Raw genomic sequence first — 26,236 nt, 5'->3', positions numbered from 1 at the left:
GCGAAGGACGGATTTGGCTTTGATCAGATGAAAAGTCATGATTTCACAGTCAATACCGCTCGCATGATGATCAGTCTACTTGCCTACAACCTGACGAATTGGCTGCGCACGCTCAGCTTTCCGACAACTTCGAAAGGCATCCAGATCAGAACGATCCGTACACGATTAGTGAAAGTCGCGAGTAAATTGGTGAAGTCCGGGCGCTACTTACATATGAAGATCTCTTCCCACTTCGTCTACGATCACTTTTTCTGGGACGTGCTGGCACGAGTCCAACGTCTCCAATTCAATTGAAGTAGAATAACGTATTTTTAAAAAAGCGGTTGGAACCAAGAGAGAAGTGCGCCCAAAAACCAAAAGAAACCTCCCATTAAATTCCAAACGTGTCGATATAGTAGTTTAATGGCCTAGCAGATCACTTACAGGCTAAAAATTTGTGAGAACTTTAGGTTTTTCATCTGACCATGAATAATTCAGGCTAATTATTCTTTTATTTCTAATCACAGCTCTTACATTAACTTCAATAATGCATTAAATTTAACTTTTTATTTAGTTCCACATGCAGATATAGTTATCGAAACGATAACTCTTCCGTTACATTCACAATGACTTATTATAGATAATCTATAGTGTAAAATATTAAGATCACTCCAACTATACACATAATCCAGGATAAGGAAGAACTTGAACCGCTTGATATTTTAATCCGAAGATTAACTAAGGTAGGGCTTATCAACTTTCCAAATAATTTATACCCTAAAAATATAAGCAGAGCTGGTAGAATCATAATAATATTGTATGCCGCTAAAATTGGAAGCCACTGATAAAAAGGTATATCTATTGTCGTTAATAAACCAATAGCGGCAAAATACGGTAAAGCTGTGCCTGCTTCAATGATAAAAGTCGTAATACCAATAAGAATAATCGAGAATATGCTTTGAGTTTTAGGCTTTGGAATATTACTTTTTTTATTTACAGGGATAAAAAAGCTAGCAGTAAATAATATCACCCCTACTATAAAGGTTACCCAGCTAAATATTTTTTTTTGAAAAATGTTTGAGAAGGCTTCCATAATAAAATTTAGGCCTAACATCATGATGATACCTAATGAAAAATACAGTAGCACAACCGTAAATAAATATGATAATAATCTTGATGTTAAATTTTTATTGTCTGTTAAAACGAGAAATAAAGTAACGCTAACAATTGTAGGGCTTAATGTATCTAAAAGAGCTAATCCACCCAAATAAATTAATATATCTGTTCCCATCTTTCCCTCCACATGAACAGTTGTGTTCAAATAATTATGATTTATTACGGAGATAATATATATATGCCTTCTCCATAAAGTTAAGGACTTCTTGATCAATTGGATATAGGTTATAATTTTTTGATTCCTCGGGTGACATTCTAATGTCCCAAAGCTTATCTAAAAAAGCATCCTCGTCATTATAGTCCTCACCTTTTTTTACATCCATTCTCTTAATGATGTTTTGTATTCGTGTATCACTATAACCAAGATGGATATATTTTTTTAATTGCCCTACTAAAGCAATCCACTCTAAAGAGTCTGGATCACTACTACCCATTTTCGGAAGTTTTTCTAGTACTTCCGTTTTTTTTAAATTTAATTTATCTCGATTATTATTTAATACTTCTTTAAGATCCTTATTATTATATAAATCCATGATTTTTTTAATCCTAAATTCTTCTCCATCAATCGCTATACCGTTTATTAATTCCCTCAAACTGATTTCTATCTTTGAAAGACGATCCTTTTCGCTTATAACATAGGATAGTTGTTTCATTAAACTATTGGACCAATCCCATTCTTCGGACTCTAACATCATTTTGATCTCACTTAATTGAAATCCTATAATTTTTAAGAATTGTATTTGCTGAAGTTTCTTCAACTCAGTGTTTGAGTATAATCGATGACCTCCCTCAGTTTTTGATACAGGTTTCAAAAGTCCAATTTTGTCATAATATCTAAAGGTTCTAGCTGATACACCGCTCAGTTTTTTAAATTCGTTAATATGAAACAAGCTAATACCCTACTTTCTTATTCATTTGTATGATTAAAAAACATGGTTTTTAATACGTAACCAATTCCTAAGCCAATTAGCACTCCTGGAAAAGCATTATCAAACAATAAACCGACTCCTGCTCCAATAATAACGCAAGCATAAATAATAATATCGTCTTTTTTCATACATAGGATTCTCCTTTTAATTAGTTTTAAAGTAAAAGCTCTAATAACAGTATAAAAGATGACGCAAGGTCACTTTCAAGTAATTTAAACATCCTGTTGCATAAAATTTGAAACTGACCTTACGTCATTTAATATAATCAAGTTTAAGGAGTGAGGAAAATGATTAAACAAACAACAATTAGTTTATTTTTATTATTAATTATGCTTACAGGCTGTTCAACAGGGGAGGAAGAAGTCGTCGTAAATAAAGAATCCATAGAAGAAATTGAGGAGATTATGATAAATTTTGCAAGTACAGATGTTGTGTTTTCTACAAGAGAAACAAATGAAATAGAAGCAAATTTAACGATTTATGATGACGGACCGGGTGCAATATTAGAGAAATCTTCAAAACAGTTATCGATTGAATTGGATACTGATATTACACGATTATTTAACCTTAGTAAAAAACCGACTTTAGAAGTTAAAGTACCTAAGCAATTCAAAGGGAAAATAATTCTCGATGGATCTTCTGGTAATGTTACTGGAAAGGAATTAATTCAAAATGACATTGAAATACGCTCAAGCAGCGGTAATGTTAAACTTCATTTTATAGAATTGAATAATGATCTAAAGATAACAACCACAAGCGGTAAAGTATCAGTGAATTTTGATGCAAAACAGCCTAATTTAGAATTAGATATCAATACAAACAGTGGTAGACAATCAATTGATTTAACTCTATACGACATTTCAAAAACAAAAAAGGGATTACAGGGTATTTCAGGTAATGGTGATTATAAGATGCGAATTGTAACAAAGTCAGGAAATATTGATTTAAATTAATAAAAAAGTATATGATCTTATTCGTAAAATCCCTGTTAAAAAGAATGGCTATATTTTCAGCTTTGGCGGCTTCAAATAATCCGAACAATTAGCAGAGTTATTGGAGAGGTTAAACATTAAAAGAAATACCTTTCATGGTCTGAGAGATACACACATCATTTTCATTTGCCCAAGATATAGATATTGCGTATGGTTCAAAAAGATTAGGACCCATAAATATTCAAACAACCTAAAATTATTATCTGGAATTAATACTAGAAAAAAAGCACCAGCAGAATGCTGATGCTTTAAATCTATTAAGTTCTTCGTAATTTCTTGATTTAAACCAACTTGTACTAAAAAACCCTTTCCCGATTGCTCGAGAAAGGGTTTTGAAAATTTGTAAATACAAATTAACGCTTCGAGAACTGAGGTGCACGACGAGCGCCGCGAAGACCTGGCTTCTTACGTTCTTTCATACGTGGGTCACGTGTTAGAAATCATGCAAATTATTTGTTTTAAATACATTCTCCTAACACGTAATAGCATTTAATTATTCATCTGTTAGTTATCTCGTTTCTTTCTGAGTTCCGTTCAATAGATTTTCCAAAACTCACAATTCTTTGTGCCACTATATCAGGGTTATCTTTATAAATCATGTGGCCAACCTCCTTTATTAGCTCAGTCTCTAATAATGGATTTAAGTTTTTAATTAATTCCAATTCGTCTTCTCGAATGGTGTCGCCAAATTCTGCTGCTAATAACAACATTGGTACATTCACATTTTTCAAATGTGCATGAAAGGGTTCGTAAAGTAGAGATTGATAAGATTCAATGATTGCATTCCTCGAATTATTGCGATATTCATTTGCTCTCTGGAGAATTTGCCGTTCACTCCATCCTTCAGGCATCAACTTTTTGAATAAATCCATTTTCCCTTCATCTACAGCAGACTTTTGTTTTAGAAACATCTCTTCTAGCGGGTTGGGATATACATCTCTCTGCCCAGGCCCGTTTATAGGTGGATCAATTAATACCATTCCCGAAATTAAATTGGAGTATTGGCTGGCGAAGGCAACTCCTATTCTAGCCCCCATAGAATGTCCGATAATAATAGGATTATGCTTATTTCCAATAAGATAATTGATTACATTTAATAGGTCATCAACATAATCGTTTAATTTATAACCCTTTTCCGGCCACGAAGATTGCCCTCGCCCCCGGACATCTAAAGATAAACAATAAAAATCATTTGGGATCTTACGTAACAATTCTGCAAAGGAATACGAGTAACTGGTGATGCCAGGTATAAATAGTAACGGTATACCATTCTTATCTCCTTTTGCAATTAGGTGTAGATCAATATTCATTCCCTTGATATATATATCTTCAAATTCGGGACTCTCCAAGAAAATATTCATCATTAGTTAGCTCTCCTTATTTACACTACCTTGACTGCAGTTAGTTGAAAAATAATTTCTTCTGTTTTTTTAACATCAGCATATTTTTGCTGCATGTCGATTAGAGACTGTTCATGAGTTTTTTGCTCCCTATCCCCAACCGCATCTTCTGCAACAATAGGAGTAAAGCCATACTGTATTGCATCTACTGCTGTAGCTCTAATACAACCACTCGTGGTAGCGCCTACGATAATAACAGTATCGACTCTGTTTTTAATTAATCGGGACACTAGATCTGTACCAAAGAAAGAAGAGGCATACTTCTTAACGATTAAACCGTCTCCCTTACGAAAATCTAAAGAAGGATCTACTTTGACAGCGTCTGTTCCCGCTAATAAAGTTGCTAGTCCTTCCATCTTTTTCGCCCATATTCCAGCGTCATTTACATCTTCCTCATCATAAGAAATAGTTGTAAAGAAGATGGGGATGTTATTTTCTCTTGAAACTTTGATTAGTTTATTAGTATTTTTGATCTGTTGAGTTAAGTCTGAGCCCATCGGCATATCGGGACTTGTAAAACCTAAAATTAAGTCAACTACTACCAATGCTGCCTGTTTACCAATACCCAACGATTTACCAAAACCTCTTTCCACAAAAATGTTTTCATCATCTCCGTGTGAATTCAACATACTCTTCGTCTCCTTTTAACTCTAAAAGTAATTTCACTACTTTCAGTTAGCTTTTAATTCACAGCTATCGTAATATCTCCTGAAAGTAGTTTACCCGCATTTGGAACAACGGGGTCTAAATTCAATTCAGTCAAGATTTTATATACCGTTGAGGTAGCTGCAGATAATACAGGAAGCCCTAAACGATTTTCCACTTCTTGTATCGATGGAAGTGAAGGCATTTGTACACAAGCTGATAAGACAATTGCATCTGCTTCTTCTATATTCAGCTTCTCAGCATACTGAATAAGGTTTTTAGGATCTAACCTGCCAACCTCTAAATTGTCAGCTACCTCCAAACTAATAGAATCGACAACTTCAATACCGCTTCCATTCAAGTATTCAATTACTTGATCTGTAAGACTTCTCATGTATGGAGTAATAATCGCTACCTTTTTTGCACCAATTAATTTTATACCATCAATTAAAGCACCGGCACTGCTAACAACTGGTGCCTTTCCACCATTTTCTTCAACAGCCTTGCTCAGTCGTTTCTCTGAAACATTATGATAGCCCGCACCCTGGCACATTATTGCTACGAGACATGCGTAGGCAAGAACATCGCATCTTGCATCAGATAATTCCAAAGCGCAGCGATCACTATCAATATCCATTTTTTTCAACTCTTCTGGAGTAACATTTTTCATACGCATACGTGCTGAATGAAATGTAAAAGTCTCAGGTTTAACTTTCATTCTTTCTTGAAGCATCGCAGGTATTTCAGTTTCCATTGTAGTATTCGAACTTGGAACTATTAAACCAACTCTATAATTATTATCCATTTTTCTCCTCCTATTATGTTTACAATACAGCTTAAGCTGTATATTAATTTATTTTAAAGGCTTCCAAAAGCCATCTCACTCACTTATGGAAGCCTATATCGAATGTTTCTTAAAAACTTTTTGTTGTTATGTTAAAGAGATCACTTTTTCTTCAACAGGCTTCATTTCATCGACGACGACATCTCCGTCCTCAACAATTAGTTTGCCATCTAGATAAAGAGTACAATTTGACATAGGTAAGTCCAAGTGACACTCCGTGTCATTATCTCCGCCTAACTCGGAGTTTGGCCCCAAAGAAAATAAAACGTTTCCATAGAAAGCTCTTCCATCCATTCCAAAAACTTGATCATCTAATGCTAAACTATGCCACTTTGCTCTTTCATTCAGTCCCCAACCAATATGTGATACAGCATATGCCCTTGGATCTTCGAAGCTTTCCATATAATCCTTCATTAGCATGGCATCAAATCCACCTTCAATACTAGTAACATAGCCACCTTTAATAGTTAAAGTGACCGGTTCTTGAAAATAACGATTAAAAGGGAAGAAAATATCACCCTTGTCTAGCACTACAGTTCCGTTAACTCCCTTATCATTTGAGGTTGCAGCTGCAAAACAACTCGGCAAGTGATCCCATCTTCCAGGCTCATCAGCGTACGCATACTCTGTTAGAATTGGGTATTGACCTAATTGATATGTGACATCTGTTCCCGCTTTACTTGTAAAACGTAATTCCTTTGCCTCTTTCAATAATTCTGTTGCGTGAAGTACTCTCCCTTTATCACTTTCTTTAGGGAACATTCTTTTAATCACATGGAATGGCTCAACAACCATTAAAATTCTAACTCCAGATTCTTGTAATTCCAATTGTTCTTTTGAAAATAAAAGAAGAACTAAGTCAATTACCAGATCTGCTTTTTTTAGCACTTCCACCGCTACTCGATTATCTGTCAAAGGCGTTACACCAAATGAACCCGATATGCCACCTTTAACCGGAGGTAACTTTAACTCAAAAGAGTTTGCACCAATTTCATTCGCAGCGGTTAGAAAGGCTTTTGCATAATCTGCACGAACATCACCTGAGGTTAATACAGCCATAGTCTCTGTAGGCTTTAACTTACATAGTTCGAGTTCCTTTTTAAATAAATCTACCATTTCATCCATTTCTACTGTCATGTAAAAGCACCTCTTTTTATATGATTTTTTAATTTAAGCCATAACTTCTAGCAACGTTTATTCATCTCAATTCGACACCGGGTTTATACTGATACTTTTGACTTATCGAATCGTTCGCGACAGCTTGTCGCATCATATTCATAGACCCATTCTGATTTAATCCCTACTGCATTCGGATCTTCTTTTTGTCTCTCCTGAATCTCCTGATCCCGTTTTTGTTGCTCTTCAGAGGATTCCAAATGATAAGTACGACCTCTTTCACGAGATTCCAATTGAACCCTTCTTGTTCTCGGGCGCCTTTCTTCTTCGTATGCTTGTAAAGCCGAATTGGTTTCTCCCTCGTAATACTCTATAGCCTCGGCAAGAACAAATGCATCTTCAATTGCCATTGCTGCACCTTGAGATAGGTACGGCAACATTGGATGTGCTGAATCTCCAAGAAGTGTGATGTTACCTTTCGACCACTGGTCCATAGGATCCCGGTCAAATAATCCCCATTTGAAAACTTGTAGATTGTCAGTCTTTTGAAATAGATCAATCAGGTCAGAATTCCATCCTTTATACGCCTCTAGTAATTCACTAGTTGAACTTGGTTCAGTCCATGATTCCTTAACCCAGCCATCTGTCTCCTTAATAGCAACAATATTGACTGCCTTACCGCCCTTTACATAATAAGTAACTACGTGAGCTTTTGGTCCGAACCAGAAAGATGCAGCCGGTTTAACGAAAGATAACGGATATTCATCGACAGGCACTAATGCACGCCAACACATGTCACCTGTAAATTTCGGGTCATCTATACCCCATAGTGCTTCTCTGACAACTGATCGAATACCGTCCGCACCAACAATTAGATCGGCTTCAAAGCTTTCTCCGTTATCAAAATAAGCGATTGCTTTATCACCAGAGTTTTTAACGTCCTGACATTTAATGTTAAATGTGATTTTTTCTTCTGGAATGTCTTTTGTTAAAATTTCATGCAAGTCCGCTCGATGTAAATGGTAATATTCAGCTCCAAATATTCTTTTGAATTCTTTTTTTATCGGAGTACTAAACAATTCCTTGCCTGTATCCCAACTGCGACCATCCATTGATTCAGGAAGAAAGCCTACGCTATCAATTTCATTTGCCAGCCCCAAAGCATTTAATACCTTTACAGCATTTGGAGTCATTTGGATTCCTGCTCCTACCTCACCAAAAGCCGGTGCCTGTTCGAATAAGTGATAAGGAATGCCCCGTTGTTCTAAGGATCTTGCTAATGCAACTCCACCAATACCTGCACCAATAATACCTATAACTTTTTTCTCTCTCATCTCTTTCATCTCCTTATTTTTGCTAAAATAATCATATATTTAAAAAAGTAAAAATTAAAACCAGTTTCTAAATATCTATCATACTTAATCAAACCTACCAAACCTTACTACAAATTTATTATAAACGCTGAAAATGTCATCGTCAATCTTTTTTCACAAATATTATAATAGTTAGTTAATTTCATATAGTTCGATAAAAGTATCTTTTTAATTTTTACGTACGCTAAATCCGGTTATTAATACCTTTTAATTTCAAACAGCCTGTCCTAAGGGCAGGCTGTTGTCAGTTGGTTGTGTTAAAGGTTATTTACCCATTAGATCAGGTAAAAATAATACTACATTAGGGAAGATGATAATTACGAAGGTAAAAACAATCATAGTAACCAACATCGGAATAACGCCTTTAAAAATGGTAGGTATCGGTATGGTCTTATCTACCCCATTGATAATAAAAACACTTATTCCTAATGGTGGTGTAATTAACCCCATATTAATAACCATTACCATAATAATCCCAAACCACACACCATTGAAACCAAGTTCCATAATTAAAGGATAGATAATCGGCAATGTAAGTACCAATATAGCTATTCCTTCCATAAACAAACCTAAAATAAACAACACAAGCAGAATTCCAAGGAGTATCAAGTAAGACGATACATCTAAAGAGCCGACAAATTGAGTTATTGTAGATGGAATCCTAGACTTAGCTAAAAATTGAGCAAATAAATTTGCACCTATGAGTATTAGAAATATCATCGCTGTCAAACGGACACATTCTTCTAAAGACTCAATAAAGCTTTTCCAATTCAATCTTTTTGTAAAAACAGAAATCAGTAGTGCCCCGAATGCACCAACGCCACCTGCTTCAGTTGGGGTAAAGAAACCTAGATAGATTCCACCGATACTGAGTAAGAAGATAAGTATGAAAGGCCATACCGTTTTTAACGCCTTTATTCTATCCAAAAACGGCATAGCTTCGGCATTAACTGGAGCTAAAGAAGGGTTACGTCGAATTTGAATATAGATTGTTAGCATAAACATTAAAGCCATCAAGATTCCAGGAACTAATCCGGCAATTAGTAGCGGTCCAATTGGCTCATGTGTTAATACTCCATAGAGGATTAGAATAACACTGGGTGGAATTAAAAAACCTAGTGTTCCCCCTGCTGCCACAGTTGCCGAAGACAACCTGGGATGATAGTTATACTGGTTCATCTCAGGAATTGCAACGCGAGCTAATGTTGCTGTCGTGGCACTTGAGGAACCGGATATAGAAGAAAATATAGCCGCTGCCCCAATTGTTGCCATGCCTAATCCACCTCTAAAGTGTCCGACCCAGCTATCAACTGCCCTAAATAGATCTGTAGCTAACCCGCTAAAAGACAAAAATAACCCCATTAAAATAAACATTGGCATGACACTCAAACTATGACTACTAGCTGTCCCAAATCCACTAATCCCAAGTTGAGCATTCGCAACGCCAATATTTGAAATGCCGATATAACCCAGAAATCCTACTAGTAATAGAGACATCCCAACGGGTACTCTTAGCAAGAGAAGCACAAAGAGTAGAATAATTCCTATTAGTCCAATCATTTCAGGTGTCATAATTATTACTCACCGCCTTTTGTATCGCTTTAATGAGATCTAATAATATGGCTAAGGCAAATAGAAGTATGCCGATGCCTCCAATAATGATAAAGAGATATACGGGAATACCCAGTTCTCCTGTTACATTATTGACGCTTCTCTGTGCGTAAATAAATGTTTGTTGTGTCATTAAAACAAGTGTGAACAGAACTACAATATAGGTAACTACATCAATAATCGCCTGAATTCTTGGAGGGAATTTTTCAACAAGAATACCTATTGAAATATGACCTTTTTGGATTTGGGTATATCCCAAACTTAAAAATACTATGAGTGACAAAAATATGCCTGTCAGTTCATAGGTACCTGTAACAGGTCGAATTATATAACGACCTGTTACATCACTAAAAGTTAAGACCATTAAACAGAAAACTAAGAAACAAGCTATATGGAAAGCAAACTTATTGATTGGTTCAATAATTCTTTCTAAGCGGTTGATAATACTTGTCAAGTGTAATCACTCCCTTCATTTTTTATTTACAGTTTATTGCTCACTGAGTAGTTTCAATGCTGTTTCGTATATTTCGTCTGCTGGATACCCTTTACTTTTGTTAACATCAATCCACTCCTGGACCATCGGTTCCAGAGCAGCTTTCCATTCATCCAATTCCTTATCGTTTAACTCAATAATTTCTACGCCTTCTTCTATAGCTCTATTCCAACCAACTTGTCCATCAGCATCATAGACTTGTCCAGATTTAATAGCCATTTGCTCACCAATCATACTTTCAATTTTTTCTTGATCTTGGGGAGAAATTTCATTCCAAGTTGCAGGGTTAAATACAGCATAAAAACTTTGTGTCCAAAAATCACCTTTTGTAATGTATTTTGTCACGTCAGCCAACTGGAAATTCTCAATCACTGATGCCGGTGCTAGGGCACCATCAATAACTCCACGTTGCATCCCTTCATAAACATCTCCCATTGACATATTAACAGGCGTAGCCCCTACCAATTCCAATAAACTATTGCCTGCCGGAGATGGCGTTCTGATTCTTAATCCTTTTAGATCTTCTGGAGTCTTAATGGGCTTGTTAGAAGTGAAGATTTGATACGTATCTGTTTTAAAAATCCAACCAATCTTTGTTTCATCATGTTCCTCTGCTATTTCAGGAAACTTCTCTTGTAACTTCCATAATACTTTTGACGCGTCTTCGGCGGAATTACCCATAAATGGCATATCACCAATACCCATTAACGGAAATTTACCTGGTGAATACCCATGGTTACTAAGAACAAAATCTGCCACTCCAGTTACTGCCATATCATACTGAGCATCTGCTGCACCTAGCGCATTTGATGGATAATATTCAGCTGTCACCCTGCCATTTGTTTCTTTCTTGACATCCTCAAAAAATGGTTCTAATACATCTGTCACCTGACCGTGCCCCGCAGAAAGATAGGTAGAAACAGATAAGTTTACCTTTTTGTTCTCATCTTTAGTAGCTGCATTCCCTGTATTTCCGCCACTTCCCTCGCTACATGCACCTAACAAAAGTATTGAACTAATTGCCAGACCATTTACCAAGTACTTAAGACCATTTTTCATAAAAATTCCCCTTTTCCTCTATTTTTTTTAGGATTACAGTAATTACACGATTTCACAAATACGGTTCAATATAGTATATTAAGGTTTTTTCTCCTTTCACATTTCAAAATGTAAGCGCTTTATTAAGTGAAATAAAACCACTCAAAGTTATATAAACTTACCAAAGCTATCTAAACTTCTTATCTATTAGTTTAATGAATTTTCACATTACTGTCAATACAAATTTTTAAAACTTTCCAATAATATGCTTAGTGCCTCCCTCACTGGGGTTGCTTGGATATTTTTCATAGAAAAAGGACTAGCCTTGGGAATAGAGACAATAATTCCGAAGACTAATCCTAATTTAAAATTGTTTTGTGTTAATAGACTTATAATAAGTTAGTATATCGTTTACATTCATAACATCAGCATATCTGGCATTTAAATCGATTAAAGTAGATGTGTGAATTGATTTATTTCTGTCACCTACGGCTTCTTTAGCCACTATCATTTTATATCCTTGTTGAAGACCCTCTACGGCATTTGCCCTAATACTTCCGCTAGTGGTAACGCCCGCTAAAATAAGCGTATCAATCTCCCTTTCGTTTAGAAAACTGTTTAGTGAAGAATGGTGAAAATCTGTTATATACGGTGTTTCATTTATCAAATCAAAGTTGTATTTGCTTATTTCAGGAAGGGGTGTTACCCATGGGCTTTCTACTTTCAATATTTCCAACGAGGGAAACTTACTGCCCCATAACTTTGATATTTTCTCCTCTGGCTTATAAACAGTTTTACTAAAGATTATAGGAATATTACTTTCTTTTGCAGCTTCTATCAATTCTATTGTTGAAGAAACCTGATCATTTACCGAAATTGAAAATAGCGAATGTGGCTCAAAGAAGGCAGTTGTAAAATCTCTTATCAATAAAGCCGGCCTAATACCAAAGCCTACTTTTCCAGAAAATCCTTGGCTGGTATATAGTTGCTGAATTTCATCTAGTAAGTATCTTCTCTGTCCTCCAGGAGTATAAATTACTTTAAGACCGTACCCTTCAACTACACCATTTTCTTTCTCAAGCCTTCTTAACGTACTTGTTGATATACCTAAAATTTTTGCAGCTTCTGATATGGTTAGGAGCTTATCATAGAACAATGTATCACCTGCTAACTATTATTTTGTAGTATAGTTAAATTAAATAAATGGTTTTTTAAAACTTATATGAGATTAACCGTTTAGAAACTTCATAACCGTGTAATTCCAGTGCTATTTTTTGAGGAAATATGTTTATTCTCGTCAAATTAAAAGGATACAGTTTTTGTAGGGCTTAAATAAAATGGTAAGTTGATTTACATCATAACACACACTTATTAAATTATCTGTAACTAAATTCAGCAAAAAGGCTATCTCGTTAAATGAGATAGCCTTTAGAAGTAAGTTGATATAAAATTAACGCTTCGAGAACTGAGGTGCACGACGAGCGCCGCGAAGACCTGGCTTCTTACGTTCTTTCATACGTGGGTCACGTGTTAAGAATCCTGCAGATTTAAGTGCCGGACGGAAGTCAGGATCAACTGTAAGCAATGCACGGGCAACGCCGTGACGGATTGCGCCAGCTTGACCAGTGTAACCTCCACCGTTAACGTTAACGTGGATATCATAGCTTCCAAGTGTTTCAGTTGTAACCAGTGGCTGTTTGATGATTTCACGCAGTGTTTCGAATGGTACGTAGTCTTCTACGTCACGGTTATTGACGGTAATTTTACCTTCGCCAGGAACTAGACGTACACGAGCTACTGAACTTTTACGACGGCCAGTGCCGATATATTGTACTTGTGCCAAGTGTGTTTCCTCCTCTTAATTATCCGCGAAGCTCATAAGCTTCAGGTTTTTGTGCTGCATGCTGATGTTCTGCTCCAGCATAAACGTGCAATTTTTTGAATGTCTGACGGCCTAGAGGACCATTTGGAAGCATTCCTTTGATTGCAAGTTCAAGCATTTTAACAGGGTAGTTTGTACGCATTTCAAGCGCTGTACGTGACTTGATGCTGCCTGTATACCCTGAGTGACGGTAATAAATTTTATCTTTCAATTTATTACCTGTTAAATGAATTTTTTCAGCGTTGATGATGATGACGTGATCACCTGTATCAACATGTGGTGTGAACGTTGGTTTATGTTTACCACGTAAAAGTGATGCAACCTCTGAAGCAAGACGTCCAAGCGTTTGTCCTTCAGCGTCGACAACAAGCCAATTACGTTCTACTTCGTGACCTTTAGCCATGAATGTTGTGCGCATATTGTAATCCTCCTAAAAATATCAATCTGTTCCGTTGTTTTCTCTATCCCTAAACACAAATAAACTTCCGGGGCTTGTTTGTGGGGTTATTGAAATACCATTTATCATCTTACCTTCTAATCCACTTAAAGTCAAGCATTTTTATGAAAACGCCAGGATTAGTTGCCATGACCTCAATACGTCACTTCCAGCAGGTACAAACCGTGTGCGGGCGCTGTTTTGCCTGCGCTTTTCCGATCTTTTGTATCCAGAATCCTCTTGACGTCTTCCGGCTCATCCCAGCCGATCCCGACTGCCAGTAAAACACCTGCAATCGTGCGTACCATATTGTAAAGAAAACCGTCGCCTTCCACTTCCAGCAGCAAATGATCACCCTGCTTTTCAAGTGTCAGCTTACGGATTGTTCGAACTTTATTCGATGTAGCAGTCTTCGCAGAACAAAAACTTGTGAAGTCATGAGTGCCGATTAAGTGCTGTGCAGCTTTTCGCATCCGTTCAATATCCGGATCCCATCTTCCCAAATGAACCGCAAAATTTCGTTCAAACGGGCTTTGCACTTCATTGTAAGTCCATCTATATTGATACGTTTTCCCCGCTGCGCTATAGCGTGCATGAAAGTCGGCTGCTGCTTCCTCTACCTCGACTACGCGCACATCTTTTGGCAGCAGCACATTCAGTGCCATCCGCCAGCGGTTGCCAAGATCAAGCGGCGTATCAAAATGGATGACTTGTCCGAGCGCATGAACGCCGGAATCTGTGCGGCCGCTCGCTACTGAGTGCACCGATGGATCTTTATGCAGTTTAACGAGCGCTTTATCAATTTCCGATTGTACTGTGCGCATATTCGGCTGCGACTGATAGCCCGCAAAATCGGTTCCATCATAGGATACCGTTGCCTTCATTCGTTTCAATGTGTTCACTTCCTAACCCAAGCCAAAACGGCCACTAATACAATAAACGCAATCATAACCGACGTATCTTTCATTTGCCACGACAACTGACGGAACCTCGTCCTTCCCTCTCCGCCGCGGTAGCCTCTCACTTCCATAGCGACAGCCAGATCCTCAGCCCGTTTAAACGCACTGACGAACAGCGGGACGAGCAGCGGGATAACAGCCTGTATCCGCTCCTTTATCGAGCCTGTGCTCAAATCGGAGCCTCTTGCCAGCTGAGCCTTCAGGATTTTATCCGTCTCATCCATCAAAGTCGGAATGAAACGAAGTGCAATCGACATCATCAGGGCCAGCTCGTGCACCGGTAGTTTCAACTTTTTGAATGGGTTCAGCAGTGTTTCCAGACCGTCTGTAATGGAGATCGGTGAAGTGGTCAATGTCAGCACAGTGGTAATCAGTACCAGCACCAGGAACCTGATGGAAATGAAAATACCCATCCGTAATCCTTCTTCATAGATCTTGATGAATTTCCATTCAAATATAATCGGGCCTTCACGAGTGAAAAAAATATGCAGTAAAAGCGTGAAAACAATTAAAAACAGCACCGGCTTCAAGCCATTCACTAAAAAATACGGCTTAATTCGCGCCAATGCAATCACAAAAGCAGTGAAAACGAGCAGCACAGCATAAGAGGCGACATTATTCGCCAGAAACACGGCAATGACAAACAGGAAGACAAAAAGCAGCTTCGAGCGCGGATCTAGTCGATGCACGATCGTATTGCCGGGGATATAGCGGCCGATGATCATTTTTTCTAACATGGCCTATCTCCCTTTCCCCGCACAGCAGCAGCCAATTCCTGTGCCAGTAATTCTTCCGTTAATGCCAGCCTTCCGAGTTTCCGGCCAATCAGTTTTTCCATTCTATGCTGAAAACGTACCGAACGGGGAATGCCTAAACGATAGGAGTGCAGTATCTCCTGCTGACTGAAAATCTCTTCAGGGGTTCCTTCCATAACAGATGTTCCTTCATGCATCACAACAATGCGGTCACTATAGCGTGCAGCATCTTCCATACTATGGGTAACTAAAATAGTCGTCAGATTCTCCGTATCATGAAGACGGTGAAACAGCTCCATTATTTCTTTGCGTCCTCTTGGATCCAGCCCTGCTGTCGGTTCATCCAGCACCAACACAGACGGTTTGAATGCAAGTACACCGGCAATTGCCACACGGCGCATTTGACCTCCAGACAGCTCAAAAGGCGATTTCTGCAGGACCTCTTCCGGCAAGCCAAGCAGCTTCACTAGCTCATGTGCCCGGTCGCGAGCAATCTCTTTCGGGACACCGAAATTAATTGGTCCAAACATAATATCCTTTTCAACCGTTTCCTCGAACAGTTGATGTTCGGGAAATTGGAAAACGATGCCTACCCTGTGACGAACGTCCTTCAGCTGCTTTCCTTTCGTCTGTGCAGTAATGGTGGTATCACCGATCTTCACGATACCTTCAGAGGGTTTCAGCAGACCGTTCAAATGAAGGAGTAGAGTCGACTTGCCTGACCCTGTATGGCCGATGACCGACGTATAAGAGCCTGAAGGAATTGTAGCTGTCACATCTTGTAATGCCCTCTTTTCAAACGGCGAATCTTTTGCATATAAATACCCTACTTGCTGAAGTGAAATGTCCACAATTCATTCACCAACTCTTCTTCTGTCATATGATTCCCCTGAATATCCACGTTTGCCTGGCGAAGCAATTCTGAAACACGCAAAGCAAATGGAAGATCGAGGCCGATCGATTCCAATTCGGCTCCTTTTCGGAATATCTCTTCAGGTGTTCCGGTCATCAGGACGTTTCCTTCATTCATTACAAGGACTCGATCTGCCAGCAATACTTCTTCCAGATCGTGTGTAATAGAAATCACGGTAAGTCCAAATTCAGCTCTGAGTTTTTTTACAATCTCAATGACTTCTTCTCTGCCTTGAGGATCGAGCATAGAAGTCGCTTCATCTAATATTAAGAGCTCAGGCTGCAGAGCCAATGCGCCTGCAATCGCTACACGCTGCTTTTGACCGCCCGATAAATGATGCGGCTCATGATTGATATAACCTGTCATCTTTACTTGTTCAAGCGCCTCGTGCACGCGTCTCACCATTATCTCATGAGGAACGCCGTTATTTTCCAGCGCAAACGCGACATCATCCTGAACAGTGGAACCGACAAATTGATTATCAGGATTTTGAAACACGATACCCATTCGGGAACGGGTCTCCCATAAATTCTCTTCACTTAACTGTTCTAAAAAGAGATTCACTTCACCTGACGAAGGAAACAGCAAACCGATCAGCAGTTTTGCCAGCGTCGATTTACCTGAACCATTATGACCGACAACAGCCAGCCACTCGCCTTCATACAAAGTAAAAGAGACATCATCCAAAGCCTTGGGCTGAATTTCTTTCGACTCTTCCTCGACAGATTCATATGAAAACGTCACCTGATGCATCGACGCGATTTCCTTCATTAAGTACACTCCTTTTACTATGCTAGATATTCTTATGTATAAAAAAAAAGCGCGTACCTCATCTAAGGAATGCGCCTTTCAAAACGTAAATGCCGGGTGCTCATGCCGACATCTCAGATGAGGTACGTAGAGCTAGACCAGTCGATTGCCCGCTGATCGTAACACTCAGCTTTTCAGTCGTATAAATCTTATATGTTTATAAAAGAGGGTGTGGCTGTGCATGACAGACACACCCTCGAAGTGTATGGAATTACACTAATTCGATGATAACTACTGGTGCGCCATCGCCGCGGCGAGGACCCATCTTCATTATACGTGTATAACCGCCTTGGCGGTCTGCATAGCGAGGTGCCACTGTATCGAAAAGTTTTTGAAGTGCAAACACAGTTGCTTCTTCGCCTTCTTCGTTTTCAACTGTCACCGTTTCACGACGGATATATTCAGCAGCCTGACGACGTGCATGAAGATCTCCACGTTTACCAAGAGTGATCATCTTTTCAACTACTGAACGCAATTCTTTCGCACGTGCTTCAGTTGTCTGGATGCGCTCGTGGACGATTAAATCAGTTGTCAAGTCGCGTAGCATAGCTTTACGTTGTGAACTTGTGCGTCCAAGTTTTCTGTATCCCATTTGAAGTTTCCCTCCTTCAAGTATATGTCAGTTATTCTTCCGAGCGTAACTCAAGGTTTAGCTCATCTAGTTTAGCCTTCACTTCTTCAAGTGATTTGCGGCCAAGGTTTCGCACTTTCATCATTTCGTCTTCGGACTTATTAGCAAGTTCTAAGACTGTATTGATTCCCGCACGTTTCAGGCAGTTGTAAGAGCGAACAGAAAGGTCAAGCTCTTCGATAGTCATCTCAAGAACCTTTTCTTTTTGGTCTTCTTCTTTTTCTACCATGATTTCTGCAGTCTGTGCTTCGTCAGTCATACCAACGAATATATTAAGGTGTTCTGTAAGAATTTTAGCTCCAAGAGATACTGCCTCTTTAGGACCGATGCTGCCATCTGTCCACACATCAAGTGTCAACTTATCAAAGTTGGTACTTTGGCCGACGCGAGTGTTCTCCACTTGGAAGTTGACGCGTGATACCGGAGTGTAAATTGAGTCGATCGGAATTACACCAATCGCTAGATCCTCACGTTTGTTTTGATCGGAAGGAACATATCCACGACCGCGCACAGCATACATACGCATACGTAAATGTCCATTCTTGCCGAGAGTAGCAATCGGGAGATCTGGATTCAATACTTCGACATCACTATCATGAGTGATATCCGCAGCCGTCACGACGCCTTCACCTTTCACATCAATCTCAATTACTTTCTCATCATCTGAGTAAATCTTGAGAGCGAGTTTCTTCACATTCAAAATAACCGTCGATACGTCTTCAACGACACCTTCAATTGTTGAGAATTCATGAAGTACTCCATCGATCTGAATAGATGTCACAGCAGCTCCTGGTAATGAAGACAAGAGAATGCGACGCAAGGAATTCCCTAAGGTATTTCCGTATCCACGCTCAAGCGGTTCGATAATAAATTTACCAAACTGTGAATCTTCACCGATCGTAACTGTTTCAATCTTTGGTTTCTCAATCTCGATCATTTATTTACCCTCCTCAAAACGTCTTCTGTATTGGTTAAACCATATTGAATTCACTGATAATAGATAACCTATTTCAACAGTATTAACAAAAAATGTCTTTCTTAATCCAATAGATTCAAACCTATTATACGCGACGACGTTTTGGCGGGCGGCAACCGTTGTGCGGAACCGGAGTTACGTCTCTGATTGCAGTAACTTCAAGACCAGCAGCCTGTAGTGAACGGATAGCCGCTTCACGACCAGCACCCGGGCCTTTAACTGTTACTTCCAATGATTTTAAACCGTGTTCCATAGCTGTTTTTGCTGCAGTTTCAGCAGCCATTTGTGCAGCAAATGGAGTGGATTTACGAGAACCTCTGAAGCCAAGTGCACCAGCACTAGACCATGAAAGTGCATTACCGTGGCTATCTGTAATTGTAACGATAGTATTATTGAACGTCGAACGGATATGTGCAATACCGGTTTCAATATTCTTTTTCACACGACGTTTACGAGTTTGTTGTTTACGTGCCATGTTGGAAAGAGCCCTCCTTTACCTATTATTTTTTCTTGTTAGCAATTGTACGTTTAGGACCTTTACGAGTACGAGCGTTATTTTTCGTGTTCTGACCGCGAACAGGCAATCCACGACGATGACGGATTCCACGGTTACTACCGATCTCCATCAAACGCTTGATGTTTAGAGAAGTCTCACGACGTAGATCTCCTTCTACTTTCAAGCCGTCAATTTGTTCACGAATTTTATCAAGTTCTGCGTCAGTTAAATCACGAACGCGAGTTTCTTCAGAAATATCAGCTGCAGTCAAAATACTTTTCGCAGTTGTTTTACCGATTCCATAAATATATGTCAATGAAATGACAACGCGCTTATCGCGCGGAACGTCTACACCAGCAATACGTGCCATATAAGTTGTGCACCTCCTTGTGTTTTAGCCTTGTCTTTGTTTATGTTTTGGATTTTCACAGATTACCATTACTCGGCCGCGTCTACGAATAACTTTACATTTTTCGCAGATCGGTTTTACAGATGGTCTTACTTTCATCCTGCCCAACCTCCTTCAATATTCCGGAGTGCAAAAGTTTTATTTAAAACGGTATGTGATACGACCACGTGTCAAATCATAAGGCGAAAGTTCCATTGTCACTTTGTCGCCAGGCAGAATACGAATAAAGTGCATACGAATTTTACCAGATACGTGTGCTAGCACCGTATGCCCGTTTTCCAACTCCACTTTAAACATCGCATTCGGCAACGTTTCAAGAACAGTTCCTTCAACCTCAATTACGTCGTCCTTCGCCATCAATCCTGTCTCCCTTCTATATCCAATAAAGGCTTTCACCATCGAGCGGCATCAGTCGCCTTCAAAAAAGCTTCCTTCAACATATGTCCAGTTTGCATGAGTGATGTTCGAAAGACGTCTGCCACATTTCGCTGTACGCATTGCTGCGAATGAGTTCCTTTATTGTTCTCACAGCAGTAACAACTACACATTATATCGTGTTTTACACGAAAATGCATGCAGGAACTACTGAAGAAGCAATCATACAAAACTCTCATTTGTCCTATACCGGGCACCTATGCTTTTGCAGCTCGTTTTCAACCATAACTTTCCGAACAGTGATGCAGCTGTGCCCGAAAAGGATTGATTACTTCGTGCTTTGTTGCAATACTGCATCCAAATCTTCGAATACAACATTGATGTCTTGTTGACCATCTATTTTAGTCAGTACACCTTTTTCGCCATAAAAGTCGAGTAAAGGAGCTGTCTGGTTCATATTTACTTCCAAACGATTCATGACAGTCTCAGGATTATCATCTGCACGCTGGTAAAGTTCGCCTCCGTCTTTATCACAGATATCTTCAACTTTTGGCGGGTTGAATAGTAAGTGATAAGATGTTCCGCATACTTTACAGATCCGACGTCCAGATAAACGAGCGACTAATTCTTCCGTATCGACTTCAATATCAATTACGTACTCGATTTTCTTCCCTAAGTCATCAAGCAAAGCATCCAATGCCTGCGCTTGAGGAACAGTTCTAGGGAATCCATCAAGAAGAAAGCCGTTATCGCAATCTGTTTTGCTCAATCGTTCACGTACGATACCAATGGTAACTTCATCAGGAACCAATGCTCCCTGATCCATGAACGACTTTGCTTTGACTCCAAGTTCCGTGCCTTCTTTAATGGCAGCACGGAACATATCGCCTGTAGAAATATGGGGGATTCCGTACTTTTCGACAATTTTGTCTGCTTGGGTACCTTTACCGGCACCAGGCAGACCCATTAATACGATATTCATACGTCGTTGCCCTCCATTTAGTTACACAATAGGTCAGGCTATTGCTTTTTATTTCATAAACCCTCTGTAATGTCTCTTCACTAACTGTGATTCCAGCTGCTTCATTGTTTCAAGGGCTACTCCAACCACGATGAGCAGGCTCGTTCCGCCGATTTGAGCAGATTGAGGAAGATTCGCCAGATTGATGAAGAAAATAGGCATAACAGCAACGACGGCAAGGAAGATCGAGCCGACGAATGTCAGTCTGTACAGAGTGCTGGTTAAGTACTTTTGAGTGTTTGCGCCTGGACGTATCCCCGGAATATACGCGCCTTGCTTTTTCAGGTTTTCAGCCATATTCTCTGGATTCACTTGAATGAATGCATAGAAGTATGTGAAAGCGATAATAAGTGTGACGTAAAGAATCATTCCAATTGGATTCGTGTAATCAAAAATTCGGATAATTGTTTTTGTCACGCTGTTCTCACCGAAAAATGGAGCGATTTGCTGTGGCGTTATGAAGAATGCCACTGCAAAGATTACTGGGATAACACCTGCAGCATTCAGTTTTAAAGGTAAGTGTGTTTGTTGACTTGCAACTGATTGATTACGTCCTGAAACACGTTTCGCATATTGAATCGGAATTTTTCGCAAGGCTTCTTGGAAATAAATAACTCCGACAACAATTGCTACTACCACGATCAGCAGTAGAATCATGGTTGCAATACGAATAAATAGTGCATCTCCAGCGTCTTGGATCTGCGTTACATACAATTGATTCACAGCATTCGGAATACCTGCGGCGATCCCCGCAAAGATAAGAATGGAAATACCATTTCCGACACCTTTAGCAGTGATTTGTTCGCCGAGCCATAATAGGAAAGCAGTTCCTGCAGTCAACACAATCGCAATCACGACATATGTAGACACACTGTTATCCGCGATCAATTTACCGCCGAACGTCTGGTTAAAACCAAACGACATGGCAATTGCCTGGATAAACGCAAGAACAATCGTGAAGTACCTTGTGAACTGTGCAAGCTTTCGTCTTCCAACGTCTCCTTGTTTAGACCACTCAGTGAACTTCGGCACTACATCCATCTGCAAGAGCTGCACAATGATGGATGCCGTAATATACGGCATAATCCCCATTGCAAAGATCGAGAAGTTGGAGAGCGCTCCCCCACCGAACGTATTCAAAAAACCAATGAATTGGTTATCTGATTGCTGTAAAGCAGTTGCATCAACGTTTGGAACCGGAACAAATGTCCCTAGTCTGAACACGATGAGCACTAGGAGGGTGAAAATTATTTTAGACCGGATCTCTTTCACACGCATGAAGTTAGAGATTGTCTGAAACATTATACCACCTCTGTTTGCCCGCCCGCTTTTTCGATTGCTTCTTTCGCAGAAGCGGAGAATTTATTAGCTTTCACTGTAATCTTTTTCTCAAGAGTCCCGTTACCAAGAATCTTGATACCCGATTTAGCGTTGCTGACAACTCCAGTTTCAATTAGCAGTTCCGGCGTTACTTCCGTGCCTTCTTCGAAACGATTCAATGTATCGAGGTTAACGATCGCATAATCTTTACGATTGATGTTCGTGAACCCGCGCTTAGGAAGTCGTTGGAAAAGGGGAATTTGTCCACCTTCAAAACCAAGACGTACACCGCCGCCTGAACGTGCGTTTTGACCTTTGTGACCTTTACCGGAAGTTTTACCAAATCCAGAACCAATCCCGCGACCAATACGCTTGCGATTTTTACGAGAACCTTCAGCTGGTTTTAACTCGTGTAATTTCATCTTATCGGCACCTCCTTATTCTAAAATAATACTTAAATTTCTTTAACGGTTACCAAGTGATTGACCTTTATGATCATACCACGGATTGCGTCGTTATTTTGATGTTCAACTGTTTGATTTAACTTTCGAAGACCAAGTGCTTCAATTGTTTTACGTTGTGTTGGCTTAGAACCAATAACACTTTTCGTAAGGGTGACTTCAAGTTTGTTCGCCATTGTATTTCCCCCCTTAACCTAACAGTTCTTTTACGGATTTACCACGCAATTTTGCAATATCTTCTGCGCGTTTCAAATTCTGTAATCCTTCGATTGTTGCACGAACCATGTTGATTGGTGTGCTTGATCCAAGAGATTTTGAAAGGATATCCGTTATGCCTGCAAGTTCAAGTACCGCACGGACAGGTCCACCTGCAATTACTCCAGTACCTGGCGCTGCTGGTTTGATGAGGATTTGTCCTGCACCAAAACGTCCAATTACTTCGTGAGGTGTTGTACCTTTAACCATTGGCACTGTAACTAAGTTTTTCTTCGCATCTTCGATTGCTTTGCGGATTGCATCCGGAACTTCTTGTGCTTTACCAGTTCCAAAACCGACACGACCGTTTTTATCACCGACAACGACAAGTGCTGTAAAACGGAAACGACGTCCGCCTTTCACAACTTTCGCAACACGGTTGATCGTTACTACGCGTTCTTCAAACTCGCTTTTGTTCTGTTCATTACGACGCATGGAATATGTCCCTCCTTCTTAATTAAAATTCAAGTCCATTTTCGCGTGCTGCGTCAGCTAGAGCTTTTACACGGCCATGGAAAAGATATCCGCCACGGTCGAAAACAACCGACTTGACGTCTTTTTCAACAGCTTTTTTCGCAATTAGCTCGCCGACTTTAGCTGCAGATTCTGTGTTACCTGTAGATCCAGCATCAACATCTTTATCCATTGTTGAAGCACTAACGATTGTTACACCATTTGTGTCGTCAATCAATTGTGCATAGATGTGTTTGTTTGAACGGTAAACGTTTAGACGTGGACGCTCTGCAGTTCCGCTGATTTTCGTACGCACGCGTGCGTGACGTTTTTTACGGACAGCGTTTTTATCTTGTTTCGTGATCATCGTGGTCACTCCTTCCAAATACCTCAGGCGGTATTATTTACCTGTTTTACCTTCTTTACGACGAACAATTTCGCCTTCATATCGAATACCTTTGCCTTTATACGGCTCTGGCGGACGTACTTGACGGATGTTAGAAGCAAGAGCACCTACGTGTTCTTTGTTGTAGCCGCGGACAATGATTTTCGTGTTCGCCGGCACTTCAACTTCTACACCTTCTTCTGGTGTGAATTCAACTGGATGTGAATATCCTACATTCAATACAAGTTTCTTACCTTGCATCTGTGCACGATATCCGACACCAACCAATTCCAGTGTGCGTTCGAATCCTGTTGATACTCCTACTACCATGTTGTTAAGCACAGAGCGAGTTGTACCGTGGATAGAACGATGATCTTTAGAATCAGAAGGACGAGTCAATGTGATGACGTTACCTTCTTGATTGATAGTGATTGCATGATCTAATTGTCTTGAAAGTTCACCTTTCGGACCTTTAACAGTTGCGAAGTTATCATCTGAAATTGTTACCGTAACACTTTCAGGCACTTCGATCTGACGATTACCAATACGGGACATTCTATTGCACCTCCATTCATTTGTCGCAAATTACCAAACGTAAGCGACGACTTCTCCGCCGATTTGTTTAGCGCGGGCTTCTTTATCAGTTACAACACCATTTGATGTTGATACTAGTGCGATACCTAAGCCGTTAAGTACTTTAGGTACTTCAGTTGACTTTGCATACACACGAAGTCCTGGTTTAGAAATACGTTTCAAACCATTGATAACACGTTCGTTATCCTGACCGTATTTAAGGAAAATGCGGATGATTCCTTGTTTGTTATCTTCTACGTATTCTACATCACGTACGAAACCTTCTCGTTTTAAGATTTCTGCGATTTCTTTCTTTACGTTTGAAGCAGGTACCTCAAGCTTCTCGTGGCGAACCATGTTCGCGTTACGGATGCGTGTAAGCATATCTGCAATCGGATCACTCATTGTCATTAGAATTAACCTCCTTCCCTAATTAGGGGTTTACCAGCTGGCTTTTTTGACGCCAGGAAGTTGTCCCTTATATGCAAGTTCGCGGAAACAAATACGGCAAAGTTTAAATTTGCGATATACCGAATGTGGACGGCCGCAGCGTTCGCAGCGTGTATATTCTTGAACTTTGTACTTTGGCGTACGTTTCTGTTTAGCGATCATAGATTTCTTAGCCACGTTTTCGCCTCCCTATTATTTTACTTTTGGAATGGCATGCCGCACTGTGTAAGCAACTCGCGTGCTTCTTCATCAGTGTTTGCAGTCGTCACGATGACGATGTCCATTCCACGTACTTTTGATACTTTATCGAAGTCAATTTCAGGGAAAATAAGTTGCTCTTTCACACCTAGTGTATAGTTGCCGCGGCCATCGAACGCTTTTTTAGAAACGCCACGGAAGTCACGTACACGTGGTAATGAGACAGATACTAATTTATCAAGAAACTCGTACATGCGCTCGCCACGAAGTGTTACTTTCGTTCCGATAGGCATTCCCTCACGCAAACGGAAACCAGCGATCGATTTCTTAGCTTTTGTAATAACGGGTTTTTGACCTGAGATAGTTGCAAGATCTTCAACAGCTGCGTCAAGTGCTTTTGTATTTTGTACAGCATCACCAACACCCATGTTGATAACGATCTTATCGACTTTAGGTACTTGCATTACAGATGTATATTCAAACTTGCTCATTAGAGCAGGAGTGATTTCTTTAGTAAATTTCTCTTTCAAACGACTCATCAGTCGGACCTCCTTTCATGCCTTACTTACTTGTCCAGTGCTTCGCCGGATTTTTTGGCAATACGTACTTTCTTACCGTCTTCCAATTTATAACCTACCCGAGTCGGCTCGCCCGATTTCGGATCGATGACCATCACGTTTGAGACATGAATTGCAGCTTCTCGGCTTACAATTCCGCCTTGAGGATTCTCTTGGTTCGGTTTTGTATGTTTCTTGACGATATTAATACCTTCAACAAGCACACGGTCTTTTTTGGGATAAGCAGTCAGGATCACACCTGTTTTGCCTTTGTCTTTCCCAGAGATCACCATAACTTTGTCGCCTTTTTTAACGTGCATTCTAT

37 protein-coding genes and 1 pseudogene are annotated in these 26,236 nt (G+C 39.7%); 2 read left to right on the top strand and 36 right to left on the bottom strand.

Annotated elements, in window-relative coordinates; translation table 11 throughout:
- The coding region (locus GDZ68_RS12330; protein ID WP_194841148.1) for a transposase at positions 1-294 on the top strand (294 nt) is incomplete at its 5' end.
- Between the two features lie 319 nt (positions 295-613).
- On the opposite strand, the gene GDZ68_RS12325 is transcribed toward GDZ68_RS12330, so the two are convergent.
- From GDZ68_RS12325 to GDZ68_RS18100, 3 genes are read right to left on the bottom strand one after another with little or no spacing between them, the layout of a single operon-like run.
- Complete coding sequence (locus GDZ68_RS12325; protein WP_153722599.1) at positions 614-1,270, bottom strand: GAP family protein; 657 nt, start codon at positions 1,268-1,270, stop codon at positions 614-616.
- Positions 1,271-1,304: 34 nt separating this feature from the next.
- Positions 1,305-2,045, bottom strand: coding sequence for a MerR family transcriptional regulator (locus tag GDZ68_RS12320; protein ID WP_153722598.1), 741 nt, complete (start codon positions 2,043-2,045; stop codon positions 1,305-1,307).
- Positions 2,046-2,062: 17 nt separating this feature from the next.
- On the bottom strand, positions 2,063-2,212 hold the full coding sequence (locus GDZ68_RS18100; RefSeq protein WP_194841147.1) for a hypothetical protein: 150 nt from the start codon (positions 2,210-2,212) through the stop codon (positions 2,063-2,065).
- A 159-nt stretch (positions 2,213-2,371) separates the two neighbouring features.
- Between GDZ68_RS18100 and GDZ68_RS12315 the strand changes: the two genes are divergently transcribed.
- Positions 2,372-3,037: a DUF4097 family beta strand repeat-containing protein gene (locus tag GDZ68_RS12315; protein WP_153722597.1), complete on the top strand. Its 666-nt coding sequence runs from the start codon at positions 2,372-2,374 to the stop codon at positions 3,035-3,037.
- Positions 3,038-3,429: 392 nt separating this feature from the next.
- Here GDZ68_RS12315 and rpsI (GDZ68_RS12310) read toward each other — a convergent pair.
- The 33 genes and pseudogenes from rpsI (GDZ68_RS12310) to rplX all read right to left on the bottom strand — a co-directional run.
- A pseudogene (rpsI, locus tag GDZ68_RS12310) lies at positions 3,430-3,513 on the bottom strand (30S ribosomal protein S9); the annotation flags it as partial.
- Between the two features lie 60 nt (positions 3,514-3,573).
- Positions 3,574-4,440, bottom strand: coding sequence for an alpha/beta fold hydrolase (locus GDZ68_RS12305; protein ID WP_228551092.1), 867 nt, complete (start codon positions 4,438-4,440; stop codon positions 3,574-3,576).
- Between the two features lie 17 nt (positions 4,441-4,457).
- On the bottom strand, positions 4,458-5,105 hold the full coding sequence (locus tag GDZ68_RS12300) for an isochorismatase family protein (RefSeq protein ID WP_153722596.1): 648 nt from the start codon (positions 5,103-5,105) through the stop codon (positions 4,458-4,460).
- 53 nt (positions 5,106-5,158) lie between these two features.
- Positions 5,159-5,926 carry a maleate cis-trans isomerase family protein gene (locus tag GDZ68_RS12295; protein ID WP_153722595.1) on the bottom strand — a complete coding sequence of 256 codons (768 nt, stop codon included), beginning with the start codon at positions 5,924-5,926 and terminating at the stop codon, positions 5,159-5,161.
- 126 nt (positions 5,927-6,052) lie between these two features.
- Entirely contained in the window at positions 6,053-7,102 is a 1,050-nt protein-coding gene (locus GDZ68_RS12290) for a M29 family metallopeptidase (protein WP_153722594.1), read from the bottom strand.
- Positions 7,103-7,185: 83 nt separating this feature from the next.
- Entirely contained in the window at positions 7,186-8,415 is a 1,230-nt protein-coding gene (locus GDZ68_RS12285) for an FAD-dependent monooxygenase (RefSeq protein WP_153722593.1), read from the bottom strand.
- A gap of 303 nt (positions 8,416-8,718) precedes the next feature.
- On the bottom strand, positions 8,719-10,026 hold the full coding sequence (locus GDZ68_RS12280) for a TRAP transporter large permease (RefSeq protein WP_153722592.1): 1,308 nt from the start codon (positions 10,024-10,026) through the stop codon (positions 8,719-8,721).
- Positions 10,016-10,519: a TRAP transporter small permease subunit gene (locus GDZ68_RS12275; protein ID WP_153722591.1), complete on the bottom strand. Its 504-nt coding sequence runs from the start codon at positions 10,517-10,519 to the stop codon at positions 10,016-10,018. The genes GDZ68_RS12280 and GDZ68_RS12275 overlap by 11 nt, the downstream gene beginning before the upstream one ends.
- 33 nt (positions 10,520-10,552) lie before the next feature.
- The gene (locus GDZ68_RS12270) at positions 10,553-11,617 is read right to left on the bottom strand and encodes a TRAP transporter substrate-binding protein (RefSeq protein WP_153722590.1); all 1,065 of its coding nucleotides are present in this window, start codon (positions 11,615-11,617) and stop codon (positions 10,553-10,555) included.
- 343 nt (positions 11,618-11,960) lie between these two features.
- Entirely contained in the window at positions 11,961-12,752 is a 792-nt protein-coding gene (locus GDZ68_RS12265; protein WP_153722589.1) for an isochorismatase family protein, read from the bottom strand.
- Between the two features lie 294 nt (positions 12,753-13,046).
- Positions 13,047-13,439 carry a 30S ribosomal protein S9 gene (gene rpsI, locus GDZ68_RS12260; protein WP_153722588.1) on the bottom strand — a complete coding sequence of 131 codons (393 nt, stop codon included), beginning with the start codon at positions 13,437-13,439 and terminating at the stop codon, positions 13,047-13,049.
- 19 nt (positions 13,440-13,458) lie between these two features.
- The gene (gene rplM, locus GDZ68_RS12255; RefSeq protein WP_153722587.1) at positions 13,459-13,896 is read right to left on the bottom strand and encodes a 50S ribosomal protein L13; all 438 of its coding nucleotides are present in this window, start codon (positions 13,894-13,896) and stop codon (positions 13,459-13,461) included.
- A gap of 173 nt (positions 13,897-14,069) precedes the next feature.
- Positions 14,070-14,807: a tRNA pseudouridine(38-40) synthase TruA gene (truA, locus tag GDZ68_RS12250; RefSeq protein WP_153722586.1), complete on the bottom strand. Its 738-nt coding sequence runs from the start codon at positions 14,805-14,807 to the stop codon at positions 14,070-14,072.
- A 5-nt stretch (positions 14,808-14,812) separates the two neighbouring features.
- Complete coding sequence (locus GDZ68_RS12245) at positions 14,813-15,610, bottom strand: energy-coupling factor transporter transmembrane component T family protein (protein WP_153722585.1); 798 nt, start codon at positions 15,608-15,610, stop codon at positions 14,813-14,815.
- Positions 15,604-16,479, bottom strand: a complete 876-nt coding sequence (locus GDZ68_RS12240; protein ID WP_153722584.1) for an energy-coupling factor ABC transporter ATP-binding protein — start codon at positions 16,477-16,479, stop codon at positions 15,604-15,606. Before GDZ68_RS12240 ends, GDZ68_RS12245 begins: the two co-directional genes overlap by 7 nt.
- A complete protein-coding gene (locus tag GDZ68_RS12235; protein WP_153722583.1) occupies positions 16,455-17,312 on the bottom strand; it encodes an energy-coupling factor ABC transporter ATP-binding protein in 858 nt (285 codons plus the stop codon). Before GDZ68_RS12235 ends, GDZ68_RS12240 begins: the two co-directional genes overlap by 25 nt.
- A gap of 250 nt (positions 17,313-17,562) precedes the next feature.
- Positions 17,563-17,943 carry a 50S ribosomal protein L17 gene (rplQ, locus tag GDZ68_RS12230; protein WP_009499029.1) on the bottom strand — a complete coding sequence of 127 codons (381 nt, stop codon included), beginning with the start codon at positions 17,941-17,943 and terminating at the stop codon, positions 17,563-17,565.
- 31 nt (positions 17,944-17,974) lie between these two features.
- The gene (locus tag GDZ68_RS12225; RefSeq protein ID WP_009499030.1) at positions 17,975-18,919 is read right to left on the bottom strand and encodes a DNA-directed RNA polymerase subunit alpha; all 945 of its coding nucleotides are present in this window, start codon (positions 18,917-18,919) and stop codon (positions 17,975-17,977) included.
- 124 nt (positions 18,920-19,043) lie between these two features.
- A complete protein-coding gene (gene rpsK / locus GDZ68_RS12220) occupies positions 19,044-19,433 on the bottom strand; it encodes a 30S ribosomal protein S11 (protein WP_009499031.1) in 390 nt (129 codons plus the stop codon).
- Between the two features lie 25 nt (positions 19,434-19,458).
- Positions 19,459-19,824 carry a 30S ribosomal protein S13 gene (rpsM, locus tag GDZ68_RS12215; RefSeq protein WP_153722582.1) on the bottom strand — a complete coding sequence of 122 codons (366 nt, stop codon included), beginning with the start codon at positions 19,822-19,824 and terminating at the stop codon, positions 19,459-19,461.
- Between the two features lie 24 nt (positions 19,825-19,848).
- Complete coding sequence (gene rpmJ / locus GDZ68_RS12210; protein ID WP_076758849.1) at positions 19,849-19,962, bottom strand: 50S ribosomal protein L36; 114 nt, start codon at positions 19,960-19,962, stop codon at positions 19,849-19,851.
- 39 nt (positions 19,963-20,001) lie between these two features.
- On the bottom strand, positions 20,002-20,220 hold the full coding sequence (gene infA / locus GDZ68_RS12205) for a translation initiation factor IF-1 (protein ID WP_040759924.1): 219 nt from the start codon (positions 20,218-20,220) through the stop codon (positions 20,002-20,004).
- A 346-nt stretch (positions 20,221-20,566) separates the two neighbouring features.
- Entirely contained in the window at positions 20,567-21,220 is a 654-nt protein-coding gene (locus GDZ68_RS12200) for an adenylate kinase (RefSeq protein WP_153722581.1), read from the bottom strand.
- 48 nt (positions 21,221-21,268) lie between these two features.
- A complete protein-coding gene (gene secY / locus GDZ68_RS12195) occupies positions 21,269-22,561 on the bottom strand; it encodes a preprotein translocase subunit SecY (protein ID WP_153722580.1) in 1,293 nt (430 codons plus the stop codon).
- Positions 22,561-23,001, bottom strand: a complete 441-nt coding sequence (gene rplO / locus GDZ68_RS12190) for a 50S ribosomal protein L15 (RefSeq protein ID WP_153722579.1) — start codon at positions 22,999-23,001, stop codon at positions 22,561-22,563. The genes secY and rplO overlap by 1 nt, the downstream gene beginning before the upstream one ends.
- 32 nt (positions 23,002-23,033) lie before the next feature.
- Complete coding sequence (rpmD, locus tag GDZ68_RS12185) at positions 23,034-23,216, bottom strand: 50S ribosomal protein L30 (RefSeq protein WP_153722578.1); 183 nt, start codon at positions 23,214-23,216, stop codon at positions 23,034-23,036.
- Between the two features lie 13 nt (positions 23,217-23,229).
- Positions 23,230-23,730: a 30S ribosomal protein S5 gene (gene rpsE / locus GDZ68_RS12180; RefSeq protein ID WP_153722577.1), complete on the bottom strand. Its 501-nt coding sequence runs from the start codon at positions 23,728-23,730 to the stop codon at positions 23,230-23,232.
- 22 nt (positions 23,731-23,752) lie between these two features.
- Entirely contained in the window at positions 23,753-24,115 is a 363-nt protein-coding gene (gene rplR, locus GDZ68_RS12175) for a 50S ribosomal protein L18 (RefSeq protein ID WP_153722576.1), read from the bottom strand.
- 33 nt (positions 24,116-24,148) lie between these two features.
- Positions 24,149-24,688: a 50S ribosomal protein L6 gene (rplF, locus tag GDZ68_RS12170; RefSeq protein WP_153722575.1), complete on the bottom strand. Its 540-nt coding sequence runs from the start codon at positions 24,686-24,688 to the stop codon at positions 24,149-24,151.
- 30 nt (positions 24,689-24,718) lie between these two features.
- Positions 24,719-25,117: a 30S ribosomal protein S8 gene (gene rpsH / locus GDZ68_RS12165; protein WP_153722574.1), complete on the bottom strand. Its 399-nt coding sequence runs from the start codon at positions 25,115-25,117 to the stop codon at positions 24,719-24,721.
- Positions 25,118-25,147: 30 nt separating this feature from the next.
- Complete coding sequence (locus GDZ68_RS12160; RefSeq protein WP_008298870.1) at positions 25,148-25,333, bottom strand: type Z 30S ribosomal protein S14; 186 nt, start codon at positions 25,331-25,333, stop codon at positions 25,148-25,150.
- Between the two features lie 20 nt (positions 25,334-25,353).
- The gene (gene rplE, locus GDZ68_RS12155; RefSeq protein ID WP_153722573.1) at positions 25,354-25,893 is read right to left on the bottom strand and encodes a 50S ribosomal protein L5; all 540 of its coding nucleotides are present in this window, start codon (positions 25,891-25,893) and stop codon (positions 25,354-25,356) included.
- 26 nt (positions 25,894-25,919) lie between these two features.
- Entirely contained in the window at positions 25,920-26,231 is a 312-nt protein-coding gene (gene rplX / locus GDZ68_RS12150; RefSeq protein WP_153722572.1) for a 50S ribosomal protein L24, read from the bottom strand.
- Positions 26,232-26,236: the final 5 nt, after the last annotated feature.

The sequence above is a fragment of the Sporosarcina cascadiensis genome, from assembly GCF_009650995.1.
In the GTDB taxonomy this organism is placed as follows: domain Bacteria; phylum Bacillota; class Bacilli; order Bacillales_A; family Planococcaceae; genus Sporosarcina; species Sporosarcina cascadiensis.
The sequence above is the reverse complement of the archived record's forward strand: the minus strand, read 5'-3'. Positions and strand labels throughout refer to the sequence as shown.